14 protein-coding genes and 1 pseudogene are annotated in these 16,898 nt (G+C 55.3%); 4 read left to right on the top strand and 11 right to left on the bottom strand.

The window, feature by feature from the left end; genetic code table 11:
- Nucleotides 1-7 precede the first annotated feature (7 nt).
- The 5 genes from Electrica_RS20210 to Electrica_RS20190 form a co-directional block, all read right to left on the bottom strand.
- Nucleotides 8-1,669 (bottom strand): ShlB/FhaC/HecB family hemolysin secretion/activation protein, encoded by a 1,662-nt coding sequence (locus tag Electrica_RS20210; protein WP_141965265.1) that lies wholly within the window; start codon nt 1,667-1,669, stop codon nt 8-10.
- 350 nt (nt 1,670-2,019) lie between these two features.
- The gene (gene lpdA, locus Electrica_RS20205; protein ID WP_141965264.1) at nt 2,020-3,417 is read right to left on the bottom strand and encodes a dihydrolipoyl dehydrogenase; all 1,398 of its coding nucleotides are present in this window, start codon (nt 3,415-3,417) and stop codon (nt 2,020-2,022) included.
- Nucleotides 3,407-4,942, bottom strand: coding sequence for a 2-oxo acid dehydrogenase subunit E2 (locus Electrica_RS20200; protein ID WP_141965263.1), 1,536 nt, complete (start codon nt 4,940-4,942; stop codon nt 3,407-3,409). Before Electrica_RS20200 ends, lpdA begins: the two co-directional genes overlap by 11 nt.
- 3 nt (nt 4,943-4,945) lie before the next feature.
- On the bottom strand, nt 4,946-5,965 hold the full coding sequence (locus Electrica_RS20195) for an alpha-ketoacid dehydrogenase subunit beta (RefSeq protein ID WP_141965262.1): 1,020 nt from the start codon (nt 5,963-5,965) through the stop codon (nt 4,946-4,948).
- Between the two features lie 11 nt (nt 5,966-5,976).
- The gene (locus tag Electrica_RS20190; RefSeq protein ID WP_160702574.1) at nt 5,977-6,936 is read right to left on the bottom strand and encodes a thiamine pyrophosphate-dependent dehydrogenase E1 component subunit alpha; all 960 of its coding nucleotides are present in this window, start codon (nt 6,934-6,936) and stop codon (nt 5,977-5,979) included.
- A 254-nt stretch (nt 6,937-7,190) separates the two neighbouring features.
- Between Electrica_RS20190 and Electrica_RS20185 the strand changes: the two genes are divergently transcribed.
- Nucleotides 7,191-9,956, top strand: a complete 2,766-nt coding sequence (locus tag Electrica_RS20185; RefSeq protein ID WP_141965261.1) for a LuxR C-terminal-related transcriptional regulator — start codon at nt 7,191-7,193, stop codon at nt 9,954-9,956.
- A gap of 895 nt (nt 9,957-10,851) precedes the next feature.
- Here Electrica_RS20185 and Electrica_RS20180 read toward each other — a convergent pair.
- From Electrica_RS20180 to Electrica_RS20160, 6 genes and pseudogenes are all read right to left on the bottom strand, one after another.
- Nucleotides 10,852-13,185: a primase-helicase zinc-binding domain-containing protein gene (locus Electrica_RS20180; protein ID WP_141965260.1), complete on the bottom strand. Its 2,334-nt coding sequence runs from the start codon at nt 13,183-13,185 to the stop codon at nt 10,852-10,854.
- Between the two features lie 13 nt (nt 13,186-13,198).
- Complete coding sequence (locus Electrica_RS20175) at nt 13,199-13,519, bottom strand: DUF5375 domain-containing protein (protein WP_141965259.1); 321 nt, start codon at nt 13,517-13,519, stop codon at nt 13,199-13,201.
- The gene (locus Electrica_RS20170) at nt 13,516-13,743 is read right to left on the bottom strand and encodes a hypothetical protein (RefSeq protein WP_064152985.1); all 228 of its coding nucleotides are present in this window, start codon (nt 13,741-13,743) and stop codon (nt 13,516-13,518) included. Before Electrica_RS20170 ends, Electrica_RS20175 begins: the two co-directional genes overlap by 4 nt.
- Complete coding sequence (locus tag Electrica_RS29225; RefSeq protein ID WP_231786936.1) at nt 13,740-13,934, bottom strand: host cell division inhibitor Icd-like protein; 195 nt, start codon at nt 13,932-13,934, stop codon at nt 13,740-13,742. The genes Electrica_RS20170 and Electrica_RS29225 overlap by 4 nt, the downstream gene beginning before the upstream one ends.
- A 24-nt stretch (nt 13,935-13,958) precedes the next feature.
- Nucleotides 13,959-14,285, bottom strand: a pseudogene (locus tag Electrica_RS29220) (ash family protein); the annotation flags it as partial.
- A gap of 2 nt (nt 14,286-14,287) precedes the next feature.
- Entirely contained in the window at nt 14,288-14,554 is a 267-nt protein-coding gene (locus Electrica_RS20160; RefSeq protein ID WP_004132554.1) for a helix-turn-helix transcriptional regulator, read from the bottom strand.
- Nucleotides 14,555-15,124: 570 nt separating this feature from the next.
- Here Electrica_RS20160 and Electrica_RS20150 point away from each other — a divergent pair.
- The 3 genes from Electrica_RS20150 to Electrica_RS20140 are packed head-to-tail and all read left to right on the top strand — an operon-like array spanning nt 15,125 to nt 16,689.
- Complete coding sequence (locus Electrica_RS20150; protein ID WP_141965257.1) at nt 15,125-15,862, top strand: glycoprotein 3; 738 nt, start codon at nt 15,125-15,127, stop codon at nt 15,860-15,862.
- Entirely contained in the window at nt 15,859-16,104 is a 246-nt protein-coding gene (locus Electrica_RS20145; RefSeq protein WP_002889919.1) for an ogr/Delta-like zinc finger family protein, read from the top strand. Before Electrica_RS20150 ends, Electrica_RS20145 begins: the two co-directional genes overlap by 4 nt.
- A gap of 18 nt (nt 16,105-16,122) precedes the next feature.
- Entirely contained in the window at nt 16,123-16,689 is a 567-nt protein-coding gene (locus Electrica_RS20140) for a phage polarity suppression protein (protein ID WP_141965256.1), read from the top strand.
- The last annotated feature ends 209 nt before the right edge of the window (nt 16,690-16,898 follow it).

The raw sequence follows: 16,898 nt of genomic DNA, 5'->3' as shown, positions 1-16,898 counted from the left end.
TAATCCTTTAAAACGCGACGGCAACGCGGGAGTAAATGCTGACATGATCCGGCCCAAGCCAGCCCGGGTAAACCAGAGGAAGCCCGACGGTGAACGAGGTGGACAGCCACCGGCTGGCGGTTCTCAGCCCTGCGGCGGTGCCCCAGAGCGTGCCTCCGGCATAAGGATCAAGCCTGTCGGAGTGCAGCCAGCCACCATCGACGGCGGCTAACGCGCTGACCTGGCCGATGACCGGCAGCGTAAACAGCGTGTAGTTGAGTTCGTTTCGCCAGTACGCGCCGTTGTCACCTGAAATATACTGCTCTTTAAAACCGCGAACGGAACTCTCGCCCCCCAGCGTCAGGCGCTCGCTGCCGTACAGGCGGTCCGGCGACCACTGCCCGTAGGCGCTCGCCAGCCACCACAGATTCTCAGCCACCGGGCGCTGAAAGCTGGCATTAAGACTCCATTTACGGAACTGCGCTTTCGGCAAATCGCCGTTTTTGTTGCCGTCGCTTTCGGCGTTCAGCCACGGCATGCCGCGGCTGAGGGTCGGGTTAAACGTCGCCACGCCACCGAACATTTTCTGGGTATGGCTCAGGCCAAACTGCAGGCTGGTGAGTGTGCGGCTGCTGCTTTTCAGCAGGACATCGTCGAGATAGTTATGGTTGATGCGATGGCTTAAGCCCACGGAGACGCCGGTTTTGATATCGCCGTTGCGGAACAGGACGTGCGAGAGATTGACGCGGTGCGTTTCGGTATCGCCGCTTGAGCGCCAGAAGTCGCCGTTGTTATCGAGGGTGCTGAGATAGTTGTTCCAGCTGTAGCTGTAATCCAGCAGGCTGTAGCCGTAGGGGATGCTGACGCCCGCCGCAAAACTTTGAGCGTCTTTAGCATTCGAAAACGCGCTGCTGCGCCCGCCGTAAACAAACCAGCTGTCGGCCAGCCCCAACAGGTTATTGCCGTTCAGCCCGGCGTTAATTTGCCCGACGCCCGTACTTTTCTGGCCGCTGTTATCAACGCTGACTGAGCCGGAAAGAGGAAATTCTGGTGTGGCGGTCAAATGAACAATCGACCATCCTTGCTTATCGGCTGGCAATATTTCAATCTGAACCGGCGTGGTACGGGCACGGTTAATTTGTTCCATGCCCTGTTCAATATCCCGCAGGTTAAAAATATTGCCTTCCAGTCCTGGAAACGTCATTTTCAGCTCGCGCTCAGGCGCGCCATCCATGCGTATTTTCTCGAGTCGCCCTTCCAGAATAGCCAGATGCAGCTCGCCAGAACGTAAATCCTGCTCCGTCAGAAAAGCGCGACTGGTGATATATCCCCGGCTGATGTACCAGTCAGAAACCGTATTTGTCAGTTGATTAATACGCGCCATATCCAGGCACTGGTTCAGCCAGGGCGCGACTAATTTCTGCTGTTTGCGGGCATCAATGAGGGTGGCGCCATCAAGCACAATACGCGTGATGGTGAAACAGGGGCCGGACGTCGGCACAGGCTGTTCAGGCTGAGAGGGGCGCGCCAGCGGCGCGGCGCGATCCAGCGACTCACGCTGCTGCTGGTTCTGAAGGAGCAATTGCTGCTGCTGTTGTTCGATACTGTTGCGATCTGCTGGTGACAACGGGGCTGCGAAGACTGACTGACTCAATGCCAGTAACACCCACACCGGGTATAAAACTTTCATCCCTGATCCTGTATGCCTTTGCGACTTACGTTATGAATGTATTTCATGACATTCATTTACATTTGCGGCTACTTTATACTCAAAGGCGGGGCTATTAAAACAGCAAAAGTACGGATACGGACAATTTTCAGATTTGTCTCCGCGCTGTGTTAAAAAAATCAGAATATTATGATAAAAAATCCGATGCGATATGTTAAACGCGCTCACTGCTCAGTGAGCCTGAACGGCGGCAATATATCTGCAGGCTGTCACTTCGATAACCGTTCACGGTGAGTCTCTGATAAGGAAAATACAGGAGGGATAACCGGAGATTGACTCAGTATCACGAAGCTATCGCCTCCCTGATTTTCTTATTGATGCAACGGTTGGCCACAGGCAGCCAGTATTGATTCATGCATCGCTTCTGAAAGCGTCGGATGCGCAAAGATCATCGACAGGAGACTTTCATGTGTGGCTTCCAGGTGACGGGCGATACCAAAACCCTGGATCTGTTCGGTGACCTGCGCGCCAACCATATGCGCTCCCAGCAACTCGCCGGTTTCAGCATCGAAAATAGTCTTTACAAAACCCTCCGTCTCTCCGCTTGCCAGCGCCTTACCATTCCCCTGAAAGGAGAACTTACCGATCTTGACTGGCCGTCCTCTGGCCAGGGCAGTCGATTCTGTGAGGCCCAGACTGGCAACCTGGGGTCGGGAATAAGTACAACCGGGCACATAGTCGCGATCAAGAGGGTGTGTGCCTTCGACGCCAGCCAGTGTCTCAATGCAGATCGCTCCTTCGTGGCTGGCCTTGTGCGCCAGACACGGCGGGCCGGCTACATCGCCGATGGCATAAAGCCCGAATACGTTAGTGCGACAAGCCGTATCCGTCTTGATAAAGCCGCGGTCTAACTCGACGCCCAGCGCTTCCAGCCCGAGATCTTCAATATTAGGCTGTACGCCAACCGCCAGCAGCACACGTTCGACTTCCTGGAAATATTCGGTGCCGGTGTTTTTCATCGTGCAGCGCACCCCTGTATCGGTGAGCTGTACTTGCGTCACCAGAGTCTGGGTATGGACCTGTATGCCGCGCCTTTCAAATGATTTACGCACCGCAGCAGACACTTCAGCGTCTTCAACTGGCAGAATCTGCGGGGCTAGCTCGACCAGCGTCACTTTGCAGCCAAGATCGTTATAAAGGCTGGCGAACTCGACGCCAATCGCCCCTGAACCGATGATTAATAGCGACTTTGGCAATCGCTCAGGCTGCAGTGCCTCGAAATAGGTCCAGATATATTCACCATCTGGCGTTATGCCTGGTAATGCTCGTGGCCGGGCCCCCGTTGCCAGGATCACGTGATCGGCCCGGTAATCGTGCTCTTCCCCTCGGGCATCCGCGACCGTGATTTGTCCCTTGCCGCGCAGTCGCGCGGTGCCATCAATCACCCTGACGCCATTTTTCTTCAACAGGTACTCAACCCCACCGGTGAGCTGTTGCGACACGTTACGGCTAAACTGCACCAGTTTCTGCAGATCGAAATTCACCTCACCCACACTGAAGCCCAACTGACTGGCATGGGTGATACTGTGCGCGACCTCGGCACCATGCAACAGCGCCTTGGTTGGAATGCAGCCCCAGTTCAGACAGATGCCTCCCAAATGTTGTTTTTCCACTAATGCGGTACGAAGCCCTAGTTGACCGGCACGGATGGCGGCAACATATCCCCCAGGCCCACCGCCGATGATCAGCACATCGTATTTATCGTGCATAGCTCGTCTCCTGGATAAACATCAAGGTTGGTGTTTCAATCAGTCGCTTGAGTTCCCGGAGAAAAGCCGCGCCTTGCGCCCCATCGATGATCCGGTGATCGCAGGATAGCGATACCGTCAGCTGGTGGCGCGCGACGATTTGCCCGTCGCGTACTACCGCCCGGACCTCGCCGGCGCCAATTGCGAGGATTGCGCTTTGCGGTGGATTGATGATGGCGTCAAACTGCCGTACTCCGAGCATACCCAGGTTTGACAAGCTAAAGGTCCCCCCCTGGAATTCTTCGGGCTTCAGCGTGCCCGCTTTGGCTTTGGTCACCAGGGAGTGAATTTCGTTCGATATGTCGCTGACCGATCTGCGGTTCGCCGAGCGAACAATAGGGGTAATTAACCCGCCAGGCAGCGCAACGGCCACCGAAATGTCGGCATCCGCAAAGCGGCGGATACTTTGGGTTGCTTCATCAAACTGTACGTTGACATCCGGCACCGCCACCAGAGCCAGGGCACAGGCCTTAACCAGCAGATCGTTAACCGAAATCTTGACGCCGGGTACTTCGCTGTTAATTTCCTGACGTAACGCTAACAGTCGTTCCAGATCAAGATCGACACTCAAACGGAAATGGGGGGACTGTTGCTTGGACGTTTGCAGGCGAGCAGCGATAGCCCGCCGCATACCGGACATGGGGATGTTCTCAAAGGTTGCCGGGATACTCTCCTGCACAGGACGGGTCTGCGAGTGTTCGTCGAGTAACAACGCCGTGGCCAGCACATCATCACGACTCACCCGGCCACGTGAACCGCTGCTTCGGCAGTCATGTAAGTTGATACCCATTTTGCCAGCCAGACGGCGCGCCAGCGGGGTGGCCGATACCTGGCTATCATCGGCATGCGAGCGGGGGGCTTTGCTGCGACGAACGGGGGGCGTTGAAGAGACGATGCGGCCACCGGCGGCAACGATCGCGCTTTCCACGTCAGACACAGAGATACGATCGCCACGCCCGCTACCGCGGACCTTTTTCAGGTCGACACCCCAGCGAGCAGACAGACGTAACGCATGGGGAGTGGCATTGACCTGAGTCACATCGGTCACGCCTTGCAGACTGACGGGGACTTCGGTCTGCCCAACGGGCGCCACGGGGTTGTTGGAGGGGAGCGAGACAACGGCAGGCGGCTTAGCGCCTGCCTGCGCAGTGACGTCCGGCTCGGTAGCCTTCGTGTCAGAGGCTGCTGTTTTCTCCGTAGCCAGACTGGCCGCAAATTCGTCCAGTTCAGCATCGCTGACCGAAGCGTCAGCGACCAGTGCCAGCACGGCTCCTACCTGGAGAGTATCCCCCTGTCGGGCGATTATCCGACGTAATGTACCGGCAAAGGGGGCTTCCAGCACATTGACGATTTTACTGGTTTCAATCTCACAGATTTCCTGCCCTTTGGTGAAGCTGTCACCCTCCTGGATTGCCCACCGGGCGAGCAAACCTTCCTCCATTGAAAGCCCCCATTTGGGCATTTCAAGCGTCTTGATTTCGCTCATAGATTAATCCTCCAGCACTTGACGGACGGCTGCTTCGATACGTTCAACGCCAGGGACCCAGAGTTTTTCGAGAGCAGGGGAGAACGGGACCGGAGTGTGTGGTGGCGTCACCAGCAGAACGGGCGCTTTGAGGAAATGGAATGCCTGGGAAGCAATCAGTGCCGCGACATCATGAGCGAAACCGAAGCGTGCTGCTGACTCGTCGACAATCACTACACGCCCCGTAGAAGCCACCGATTCCAGAATACCTTCTTCGTCCAGTGGCGAAATAGTACGTGGGTCGACCACCTCGACCGAGATCCCCTCCTTGGCCAGTTTGTCCGCAACCTGGTTTGCTTTATGTACCATTGCCGACAAGGCAATGATGGTGACGTCCTCTCCTTCGCGAGTATAGTTGGCTACACCTAGCGGGATGGTATAGCTCTCGTCCGGTACTTCGCCCTTGAGGTCGTAAAGCATTTTATGCTCGCAGAATACCACGGGGTCGTCGTCGCGAATTGACTGGATTAACAGCCCCTTGACGTCATAAGGTGTCGATGGCACCACCACCTTCAGTCCTGGCGTGGTCGCAAAGATATTATAGGGTGACTGTGAATGCTGGGCTGCGGCAGAAAAACCCGCGCCGATCATACCTCGCATCACCAGTGGTGCCCGGGCTTTGCCACCAAACATGTAGCGGAACTTAGCCGCCTGGTTGTACAGCGCATCGTGGCTCACACCAAAAAAATCCATGAACATCAATTCCGCTACTGGCCGCAGACCGGTTGCTGCGGCGCCGGCAGCCATACCGATGATTGCCGACTCTGTAATGGGGGTGTCGATCACCCGCTCAGAGCCGAACTGCGTCCACAGTCCTTTAGTGACACCGAGTACACCGCCAAAGGCTTCTATTTTCGCGTCTTCGGGCGCATTTCCGCCATGACCGCCACGCAAGTCTTCACCAATTAGCACAACGCGTTCGTCGCGTTCCATTTCCTGAGCCAGGGCTTCCTTGACCGCTTCACGATAGGTTTTTATCGTCATTGTTATCACCCTCAGTATGAGACGTATACGTCTGTCAGCAGGTCTTCCGGAGCCGGATAGGCAGCGGCGCGGGCTTTCAATACAGCATCGTTGACAAGCGCTTCTACTTCCTCATCAATTGCCGTCAGTTCTTCCTGGGTGATATGTTGCTTGACCCTGGATGTGAAAATCTTCAGCGGATCATGTTTTTCACGCAGGCGTTGAACTTCACCTTCAGCACGGTATAACGCGGGATCGCCCTCAAAATGACCATGCCAGCGGTAGGCTTTGGCCTCAATGACGCTTGGGCCACCCCCTTCACGTGCGCGCTTGACCGCCTCTGAGGTGGCCTCATAAACGGCAAAGAAATCGGTGCCATCAACGGTCACTGCCGGTAGGCCGAAGCCAGCGGCGCGTCGGGCGATATCACGCCCACCAACGGCGTAGTCATGACCGGTCCCTTCGCCATAACCGTTGTTCTCGAAAATAAAGATGGCTGGAAGCTGGAGCACGACGGCCATATTGATGGCTTCAAAGACCAGGCCCTGATTAGAACCACCATCGCCAGTAAAAGAGACTCCGACGTTGTTGGTTTTAAGCGTTTTTGCCGTCAGCGCTGCGCCGATGGCCAATGGAGGGGCTCCACCAACGATAGCGTTCGCACCCAGCATTCCTTTCGACAGATCGGCAATGTGCATAGAGCCACCCTTACCGCGACATAACCCGCTGTCCTTACCGAATATTTCGGCCATCATGCCGTGAATGTCGCAACCTTTAGCGATACAGTGACCATGTCCACGGTGTGTTGAACCAATGAAATCAGCGCTCGTTAAATTTTCGCAGACCCCCACCGCGATGGCCTCCTCACCGGTATAAAGGTGAATGAAACCTGGGATATCGCCGCTGGTATTTTCCTGATGCAAACGCTCCTCAAATGTCCTGATCTCCCGCATCTTACGGTAAGCCTGCAATAAAGCCTGTTTGCTAAGCATCATTTAATTCTCCTCAATAAAGGTCACCCAGGCGGGGCCAACAGACAGGGGGGATGCCCCCTGGCCACACCAATGCAATGAATCTACGAGTGGTTCGAGAGAGTGCGAAGCCACCTTCATGGGGGGGTAGGTGGGGGTTTTCATGCTTGAGGTCAAACTTTATAAATTTTGTGTATCAATCAAGTTTGGTAGCCCCATGTCATCCCGGGGTCTGGCGTACAATTGAAAAAAACAAAGCGAGTAGACAACCGCGGATGAAGCCATCGGATTTAAAAGGTCGCCAATCACCATCGCTGGTCTCCGGACCATTGCGGATGACGAGAGGCTTGCCGCTTATCCTGACCAAATTCGTCCCGCCTCGCTCCGCGATACAATTGCTGGAGCGTCCACGACTTCTTCAACTTCTCAATCCAGTTCAGCGGTGCCGACTGGGTATCGTTTGTGCAGGCGCTGGATTTGGCAAAACCACGCTATTGGCGCAATGGCATCAGCACATGGTAGCCCAGGGGGAGCGTATCGCCTGGCTTAGCCTCGATGAGGATGATGATGACGTATGGCAGTTTATTCCTTATCTGCTGCAGGCATTGCGTCCACTTTATGCTGATTGGGACGTTGATTTCTGGCGCGACATGGAAGAACAGAAGCTCTCCAGCTCCGAGCAGCTGCTGGCCGGGCTAATTAACCAGCTACATTATTGCCCGCACGACTTGTACCTGATTATCGACGACTTTCATGTGATTAATGATCGTGGGGTATATGAAGCCCTGGGTTATTTAATCAGGCATGCGCCTGCCGCCTTGCATTTGATCATTGGCAGCCGTTTCCACCCGAGTCTTTCTCTGGGCCAGCTGCAGGCACAGGACCAGCTGGTGGAAATCTATGATCGAGACCTGCAATTCACGCTCGAAGAAACTCAAAACTATTTTAGCCGCACGGTTGCGGTACCACTCAGCAGCCAGCATGCACAGCGGCTACAGTCTGCGACCGAGGGCTGGATCGCGGGCATGAAGATCGCTTCATTGTCCGCAGAATTGCAGAATGATCCAGAGCATCTGTTGCGCAATATTCATGGAGGAACACGGTCCATTGCCCGTTACCTGAAAGAGGTGGTACTGGATCCGCTGCCGGAAGAGGTTCTCGATTTTCTGGTGAAAACGTCATTCCTCAGCCGGTTGAATGCCGAATTATGTCATGCAGTTACAGGACGTGATGATAGTAAAGCGATGCTGGCATGGATTGAGCGACACAACCTTTTTTTGTCAGCCCTTGACGAACAAGGCTACTGGTTTCGCTACCATCCTCTGTTGCAGGAAAACCTTCGGACTATGTTGCAGCAGAGCAACGATATTGACCGCAAGCAGTTACATGAATTAGCCAGTCATTGGTTTGTCGAACAGAGACTGTGGTCTGAGGCGGTACGCCATGCACTCAGAGCAGGCAAGCCGGTGCATAGCCCCGGGCAGGATGGTGCAAGCGCTCAGTCACTGGCAGAAGAAGGGGATATAGATACCCTGATTTCCTGGATGCATCATTTACCTGCCAGTACGGATCCTTCGCGCATTGACCTGCAAATTAATCTGGCCTGGGCACTGGCGCATTATTTCCACTTTGATGAATCAAGGCAGTTGCTTGATAATCTGGATCAGATGGTAGTTAATCACCGTGATGATTTAACCCGCAGCACCTGGTGCAAATTGCGTGTTGTGCGCGCAATTTGCGAAGCCTTTGCGGAAAACATCCCAGAGAGTCTGGCTATTGTTCAGCCATTGCTGGCCGAAGTGCCCTGCGGGGATACCTGGGTTGATGGTCTGATATGCAATATTCTCAGCTATTGCCATGTTGTTAACCAGCGCTATACCGACGCTCTGGAGGTTCAACAGCATATGCCCTCTCCAGAAAGTCCCTTAGACAATCTGTTTGTCTCGGTTTACCGCGCTTTTATCATTGCCCAGTGCCATCTTTGTCAGGGGGATCTGGAAAAAGCCGGGTGGTATGCAGAGAAAACATTGCGCCAGGCGGAATGTTATACCGGTACCCAGTCGACCAGTGGAGCGACACTGGCGCCACTGCTGGCGGAGATAGCTTACGAATGCAAGAGTCGTGACTCGCTCGATCATCTGTTAGCCGATCGGCTCGAATTGATCGATCGATTCAGTCCACCCGACGCGCTGAGTCGTTGCTATATCTATCTTGCGCGTCAGGCCTTAGATGACGATATGCCGTATGAGGCAGAGCGATTGCTGGAGCATGCGCAGCGACTTGCCGTGTCTCGCGGATGGCAACGGTTACAGGCTATGTTGTTAGCAGAGCAAGTGCGGGTACGGCTGCAGCGCGGAGATTTCACCGGCGCAGAGCAACTGCAACGGCAACTTGCACAAATGGTCGCCAACTTCAGAATTGATGCCGGGCATCCATGTCAACGAGCCATCGTTCGGTATGCATCCCTTAGCCGCAGCCGCCTTCTTCTCGCCAGAGGCCAGGCGCCGCAAGCCGGCATTCTACTGGCTGAAATGGTCTCTGATCAGGAAAGTCGGGGTGACGGGTTAAGCGCAGCACGTCTACGTACGCTCTGGTCATTAGCCTTGTGGAACAGTGGCAAAACTGCGGCTGCTTGCACTACATTTCAGCCAGTACTGCAACTAGCAGAGCAACAGCATCTCAAGGGCATCTTTCTTGAGGCGGGTGATGCATTACAACCTTTGCTTGCCTGTATGAACGAATCCTCTTCGGTTTGTAAAGAGGAGGGGACAGGACATGGCCACTGGGTAGACAAGAGCGATCCGGGAGGAGGGACACCGTTTAATCGTGGAGGTCTCGATATTAATGGCGAACTCAGTGAGCGAGAACTTCAGGTATTACACCTGATCGCCGAAGGGCAGATGAACAAAGAAATCGCTCGCTCCCTCGATATTTCTGTTGAGACGGTAAAATGGCACATCAAAAACATCTATGCGAAGCTCAGAGTGAATAGTCGTACTCAAGCAATGAGTCGGGCGCTGGAAATGAAACTACTGGGTTAACCGTTTGATAGTACGGCGCTGACATAAAATATTATTCAGATGTAATCACTAATAACTACGTTCTTAACTGGTTGTATATTCTGAAAACAGGCGGGGTTTTCTGCACATATACAGGCCACCATCCATTCTACGTAGTATCGGAACGACGCGCAGTCTCGGTTTTTCGCCGCATATCGTCTCTGAAAGATGGGCAACAGGCCTGTAAAGCTATGAACGCTCGTTTTAAAACTTGTGAAGTGTCGACTTCTGCCCATCAGAGAATATCCTGAGCAGTGTATGACCGTTTGGGGACCATATCTCAGCGATAAGAACATTGAGTTTAAGTGCGTTGACCCCAGGGGAAAAAGTAACCCTGGCGTAACCCCAGAGAGGAGTTTAAGGAGAGTGGTTTCTTTAACTGTTTGATTTAAATGGTGCGATAATAGGAATCAACTAATCAAATCAACGCATTGATATATAAGTAAAATTTAAGTTCGATAAATAAAACTATACACATCCCTATACACATCGTCGATGGCGTTCTTTTTTTGAGCTCAATTCCCAGTAAGAAAAAGTTTTTTTGCCTTTAACTGTTCACACTGTTCACCACCTTATTTTTCTTTTTAATATCATAATGATAGGTGGTGAACGGTTGGTGAAGAGTGAACAGTCAACTCTTCACCTCAGCGCGTTTCTGGCCTGTTTCCGGCGACCATCACCGCAATACGATGGTGATGAAGGGGGGGGGGTAAAAATTTTTTTTGGGGTTTAACTGTTCACACTGTTCACCTTTGGTTTTTTATTAATATTTTCATAGTGATACAGGGTGAACATACGGTGAAGGGTGAACAGTGGATTGTTCACCCTTGAGGGAGGGGCAGATACAAAAAGACCGGCGGTTGCCGGTCCGGATAGCTTATGTCGCGGTGGGTTCGTCGCACTTCGGCAGCCAGTCGCCGTAGCTTTCTTCTTTCAGCGACAGGTTGGTTTGTATCCCCTGCTTTGTGTGCCGCTTCTCATAATTCATCCCGTACTCTTTCAGCATCATGGGCAGTCCCAGTCCGAACATTTTCAGGCTGAGTACATTTCTGTACCCGTTGGCCTCCATATAGGCCAGATACGCGTGATAGAGATATTTACGGTAATTACGCGGGATGATACTGGCATTTCCTATAAACATCCCGTTGGTTTGCGGTAACATTTCCAGATAGCCGCAAAAATCAAAGGTCGGGTCAGCGTCGCGTTTAATACTGAGCGCCTCATCGGAGTTCTGCTGCGACTGGAGCAGGGCGCGGGCACTCATCGGGTCGCTGAACTGCTGCATCAGCTGGCGCACGATGACGGCCAGCTCGCGGGCGATTTTATCCCTGAGCTGCGGGTCGCGCTCCTCCGGGGCTATCTGCTCCGGAAAGTGGATAATCACCTGGCGACGTGACACGCCGCCGCTGCGGTCGGTAAAGCGCATCGGGTTGTTGTTCACGGCCAGAATCACCGCCGGAATATGTGTTGAGTACGGGTTCTGGTATTTCGGGTCAACCGAGACCGCATCGCCGCCGGTGATGGCCTTGAGCCCGGCACCGTCACCGCTCCATTTCTCCTGGTCAGGCAGACGTATCAGCGAGAAGCCAATCAGGGAGGCACGCTTGCGCGGGTCTTCCAGTGTGTCGATGTCCGCCGACGTGGCGTTATCCTCTCCGGCCAGCATCGTGGCGATTTCGGCGAGAATACTTTTCCCGCTGCCGCCGGGGCCGGTCACTTCGAGAAAGAGCTGCCAGTCGTAGCGGTTCGCGAGCACCATAAACAGCGCGGCCAGAATCACGTTACGTTTTGTCGGGTTGCTGCTGGCCGCCCGGTCGAGCCAGCGCCAGAAGTTCGGCGCATGGGTCTCCAGCGTTTCGCCCTCCACCGGCGGGGTAAAATCCACGTCGCACAGGGTGCGCAGCCAGTGCGATTTGCTGTGCGGGCTGAACAGGCCGCTTTGGGTATCGAGTACCCCGTTGCGAAAACCAATCAGACGGCGTGCCGGTGCCTCCTGCTGCGGAATAATCAGCTTCAGCGTCTCCACCACAGAGGTGATTCTCCCCGACGAGAACGGGGCGCGTACGCGCTGGAATAAATCAGCCACACTCCGTGAAAAAGTGGCGGCAGGGATATTTTTCCAGATGCCGTTTTCATAGCGGGACAGGAGCTGGCCGTTGGCATCCACGGCCAGCGCTTCACCGTAATGCTCATGCACCCGCCAGGCCTTGTCGCTGGCACCCATGGCGGTAAATTCCGCCTCGCTCATGGTGTCGAAGGGGCTTTGTGCCGGTGGGCGGATGGCGGCATAAATGGCTTTACGTGTGGTGTCTTCCCCCTTCAGCATCACCGCATCATTCCAGTCACCGAACACCGGCGGCAGGGCAACAACGCCCTCGCAGGCCTGAGCGGCTGCGGTGGCTTTGTTCTGGCCGTCGCCGTTCAGGTCACGGTCAGCGGCGAGGATAATCTGACAGGCCGGGTGTTTCTGACGGGCCAGGCTCGCCAGAGAAAGAAGGTTCACGGACGACAGCGCCACCATGACGGTTTCTCCGGTCAGGTGATGCACGGTAAGGGCCGTTGCATAACCCTCCGCTATCCACAGGCGTTTCCCGGCCTGTTTTTTCCCTTCGATAGTGTGGCTCGCTCCTTTTACCGCGCCGCCTTTCAGGGTGCGCTTGAGCCCCTCTGCGTTAATGAACTGGAGGTTAACCAGCGTGCCGGACTCGTCATACAGCGGCACCACCACATCACCGGCGCGGTAGGCCACGCCGCCGGTTTTGTGCGACGTGGTCAGCGTCAGACATTCCAGAGCGGGAAAGCCCTTGCGGGTCAGGTAGGCATTGCCGGTGGCCGGGCGCGTTTTCTCCAGCAGTCTGACGGCCAGCGCGGCCGCCGCCTTGCGGTCGGCCTCCGTTCCGGCGTCTGCGGCCGCCACCATCTCCGGGGCCACCGGCGGCAGATTCCCGGTGACGGCGTTCACCTTCCCGGCAGCCTCGGATGCCGATATGCCGAACACCTTCTCAACCAGTTTCAGGCCGTCACCGGCGCCGCACTGGTTACAGAACCATGTGCCGCGCCCCTCTTTATCGTCAAAGCGAAAGCGGTCAGCGCCGCCACACACCGGACAGGCCTGATGGCGGTTTTTTATCACTTTCATTCCCAGCGCCGGGAGAATGCGCGGCCAGTGGCCGCACGCCTGTTTTACCGTGTCCGTTACGTTCATTTTCATGGTTTTTTCTCCCTCAGTGCAGTACAGGCGGTGTGATATGGCGGGCGCAGAGCTCATCCATCACGGCGAGCCCGAGGAAGGACAGCGACGGGGCGGCTTTCAGCGGCCCGGCCTGCATCAAATCTTCCAGCAGCGCACAGGCAATCAGACGGCCTTTTTCCTCGCCGTGCTGGCGCAGATAGAAGCCCTCCAGCTCGGCGGCGATGGCGCATTCCAGCACGTCGAGGGTGAGGTGGGGATAGCGGCGCTGACGTTCGCACAGGGTCAGCCAGGCACAGGCCACGGCGCGGCGATACAGGGCGGCACGCAATACGGGCGGCAGAGGCGTTTTCATACATTGCCCTCCCCGGTGAACCAGCGGTGGTTGCAGCGCTCGACCACGCCGTCGAGCTGGGCGGTCATGAGGTAAATCACGGAAGTGAGCTGTAACTGCTGGGTCGGGTCACGACGCAGGGAAGTACAGTCCTGCACCTGCATCAGCTCGCCGACGAACTGGCCGACGTTACGCAGGTGCTCCAGGCATTCGAGGTCTTTGACGGTGATAACGGGCTGTTTCATGCGTGCACCTCCGCCACCGGCAGACGACCGGCAAACGAGAGGACGTAATCGCGAACGAGGGAAAGGCGTGCGGCGTGTTCATCCCCGGCAACGGCGCGGAGCATACAGATACGGGGTTTACGGTCTGCGCGACGAACGGCGGCAAATACAAAGACAAACTGCGGGTGTGACGGGGCGAGGATAGTAGCCATGATGGCAGCCTCCAATGTTTGCATGTGACTGCTGCCACCGGAAACGCCAATTTCACTGGTGGTAGCCCAAACGGGGTTGGCGTAACCGGCAACATTGGAAACCGGCGCTTCGTGAGAAGCCCCCGCCTGAGCCACCATTACTCGATGGATCCAAAGATTTTTAAATCTTTGGATCAAAAATGGTTGCGCTAAGGCATAGACACAAAAAAAGACGCAAGGCGCGTCTGGTGTCGCCAATGTTGTAAACGGGACGCCAATCCCGGCTGCCGAATTTGCGACAGCGAGAAAACTATACCTGGAAACGGCGAAGGGAAGCAAGCCAGAAAAAGGGGCTTTTTGCGGAACGGGCATCATCATGCGTCATAACCCCGGTTACGTTCGGCGATACGGTCAGCCATCCACCCGGTGATTTCCGACTGCGCCCACGCCACGTTTTTTCCGCCGAGCGAGATTTGTTTCGGGAAAGCCTCCCGGCTGATGAGGTCGTAAATCGTGGAGCGGGACAGCCCGCACAGGTGCATCACTTCGGGCAGACGAATAAAGCGCTCCTGAACGGCATCAGAAACCGGCATCAGCGGCGCGGCAGGGGCAGAAGACGGGGAAGAAAAAGCGGTGTGCATCGGGCTACCTCATAAAGTCCATACAGTGCCGGTCGTGTCCGTCCGGCTTCAGGTAGCTCTCTATTTTGTGAATATTTTCCCCGAGGGCAACAAGTCATTTTGTAGTAGTCCACGACACAACAGGCTAATTTTTAAGCAAAAAAAGATGCTGGCCTATATTGACCTATATTGACCGTTATTGGCCATTGTTGGCAAAGTCATTAATTATCAAATGGAATTTTAAGTTAATTTTATATTCCAAATAATTCTAAAAATCTCAAAAACGGTCAGCGGTTAACAAACAGCCAGGGTGAACAGTGGTGAACAGTGGTGAACAGACGGTGAACAGTCAACCCCTCAACTGTTCACCCTTTATCTTACTGTATTACTTATATTTTTTATTATGGTGAACAGTGGTGAATAGTTAACAGTAAAAAAACAAACGGTGAGTATGCTTTTCCTGAGACCTTTCTCTGGCAAGCCGGGTTTTGACGTCCTGTTTGTGCCAGAACTGCCACAACCGCAACAGGTCGTATTGTTGTGTGTGCCCCGGCAGAATCACCTCATGTTGAAACCACGAGGAAACCTGCCATGACCGACACCACCTTTATTCCTGATTACCTGAAACCGGCGCTGGAGCGACTGACCGCAGCCAGAACGGCACATCTTGAACAGGCCCGCCGGATGGAGGACACCCTGACGGCCATTACCCGCGCGGAGGAGCAGAAAGCAGAGCTGGAGCAGGACAACGGCAGCGACACCCGCACATGGCGCGCCGCTTTCCGTGCCGGGGGTGCCATGCTGACCGATGAGCTGAAAAGCGGCCATATCGAACGCGTGGCCCGCCGGGAGCTGGCGCAGGAATGTGACAATCTGACCGAAGTGCTGGCCTTTGAGCGTGACCAGTTAAAAGTCGCCTGCAACAGCACCGCGCGGGCATTCCGCCAGGCGCATCATGCTGTACTGTCTGAATATGCGAAGGAAGAACTCGACCGCGCGCTGAATGACACCCTCGGGCCACTGGTCCGGGCGATGGTGCTGAAAGCGGATGTGATGGCAAACCCGCTCGCCAACACCATCGGCCATCAGGGGTACATCGAGCCGGAGAAAGAGGTCATGCATCAGGTGGTGACCTTCCTGACCAGGAAAGTGAGCGCCTTCTCCGTCACGCCAGCCGATGAGCCGGTGCTCTCCCTGACCGGCTTCCCGGCCGTCGCGCTTGCGCATATGGACCACGACGCCGCCAGCACGCCCGGCGAGCGTAAGGTCTGGCAGGAGAAAATGCGTCAGCGCGAGGCTGACCTGAAAGCGCGGGGGCTGCTGCCATGATGCACTGTCCGTTCTGCAAAAAGTCGGCGCATGCCCGTACCTCCCGCTATCTGTCGGAGAACGTCAAACAGCGCTATCACCAGTGCACCAATATTGAGTGCTCGGCGACGTTTCGCACCACTGAAGCCATTGACGAGGTTATCCGGCCCCCGGCGGAGAAAGCGCCGCCTGTCGCGGACCCGGTCACACCCCCGGCACCCCGTAAAGTGCAGGGCTGCTACAGCTCGCCATACCGTCATTAATCAGGGGGAGAACTGACCATGACCACCCTTACGCTACAGCAGGCTTTTGAAGCCTGTCAGAAGAACGAAACCGCCTGGCTGAACCGTAAAGCCGAACTGGCGGCCGCAGAGCAGGAATATCAGGAACAGGTGCTGGCCGGGGATGACCGTATACCGGGCAGAATGCAGACACTGCGCGATATTATCGATGTCAAAAAGTGGGAGATAAATCAGGCCGCCGGGCGCTATATCCGCTCCCATGAAGCGGTACAGCGCATCAGTATCCGCAACCGGCTGAATGACTTTATGCAGGCGCACGGGACAGAGCTCGCCGCCACGCTCGCCCCGGAGCTGATGGGACTCAGTCAGCAGACCGCACTCCTGACCGGCCATGCGCTCGACCGTTCGGCCCATTATCTGCGCGAAGCGCTGTCCGTGTGGCTGAGTACCGGTGAAGAAATTAATTATTCGGCAGAAGACAGCGATATTTTAACGGCCATCGGATTCAGGCCTGACGCGGCTTCGCGGGTGGATAATCAGGAAAAATACACCCCCGCACAGAGCCTGATTTATGCCCGCCGGCGCACGGAACTGGCCAGTAAGTAGCCCCCGCAAAAATCCCCGAAAATACCGCTATTTTTCCCGAATTAAGCCGTGCATCCACAGGGTGCATGGTTTTGCATGCGTTTCCTCGCCCTGTTATTCCTGTCCGGCCCCTGTCCCGGCGCGGCCTGAGCCCCCCGATGCACCTGCATGAAAACCGACCCACAAAGCGTGCAGGCGTGGCGGGGAGAGCACTGCGCGCCAGCGGTAAA

The sequence above is a fragment of the Klebsiella electrica genome, assembly GCF_006711645.1.
Taxonomy (GTDB): domain Bacteria; phylum Pseudomonadota; class Gammaproteobacteria; order Enterobacterales; family Enterobacteriaceae; genus Klebsiella; species Klebsiella electrica.
The sequence above is the reverse complement of the archived record's forward strand: the minus strand, read 5'-3'. Positions and strand labels throughout refer to the sequence as shown.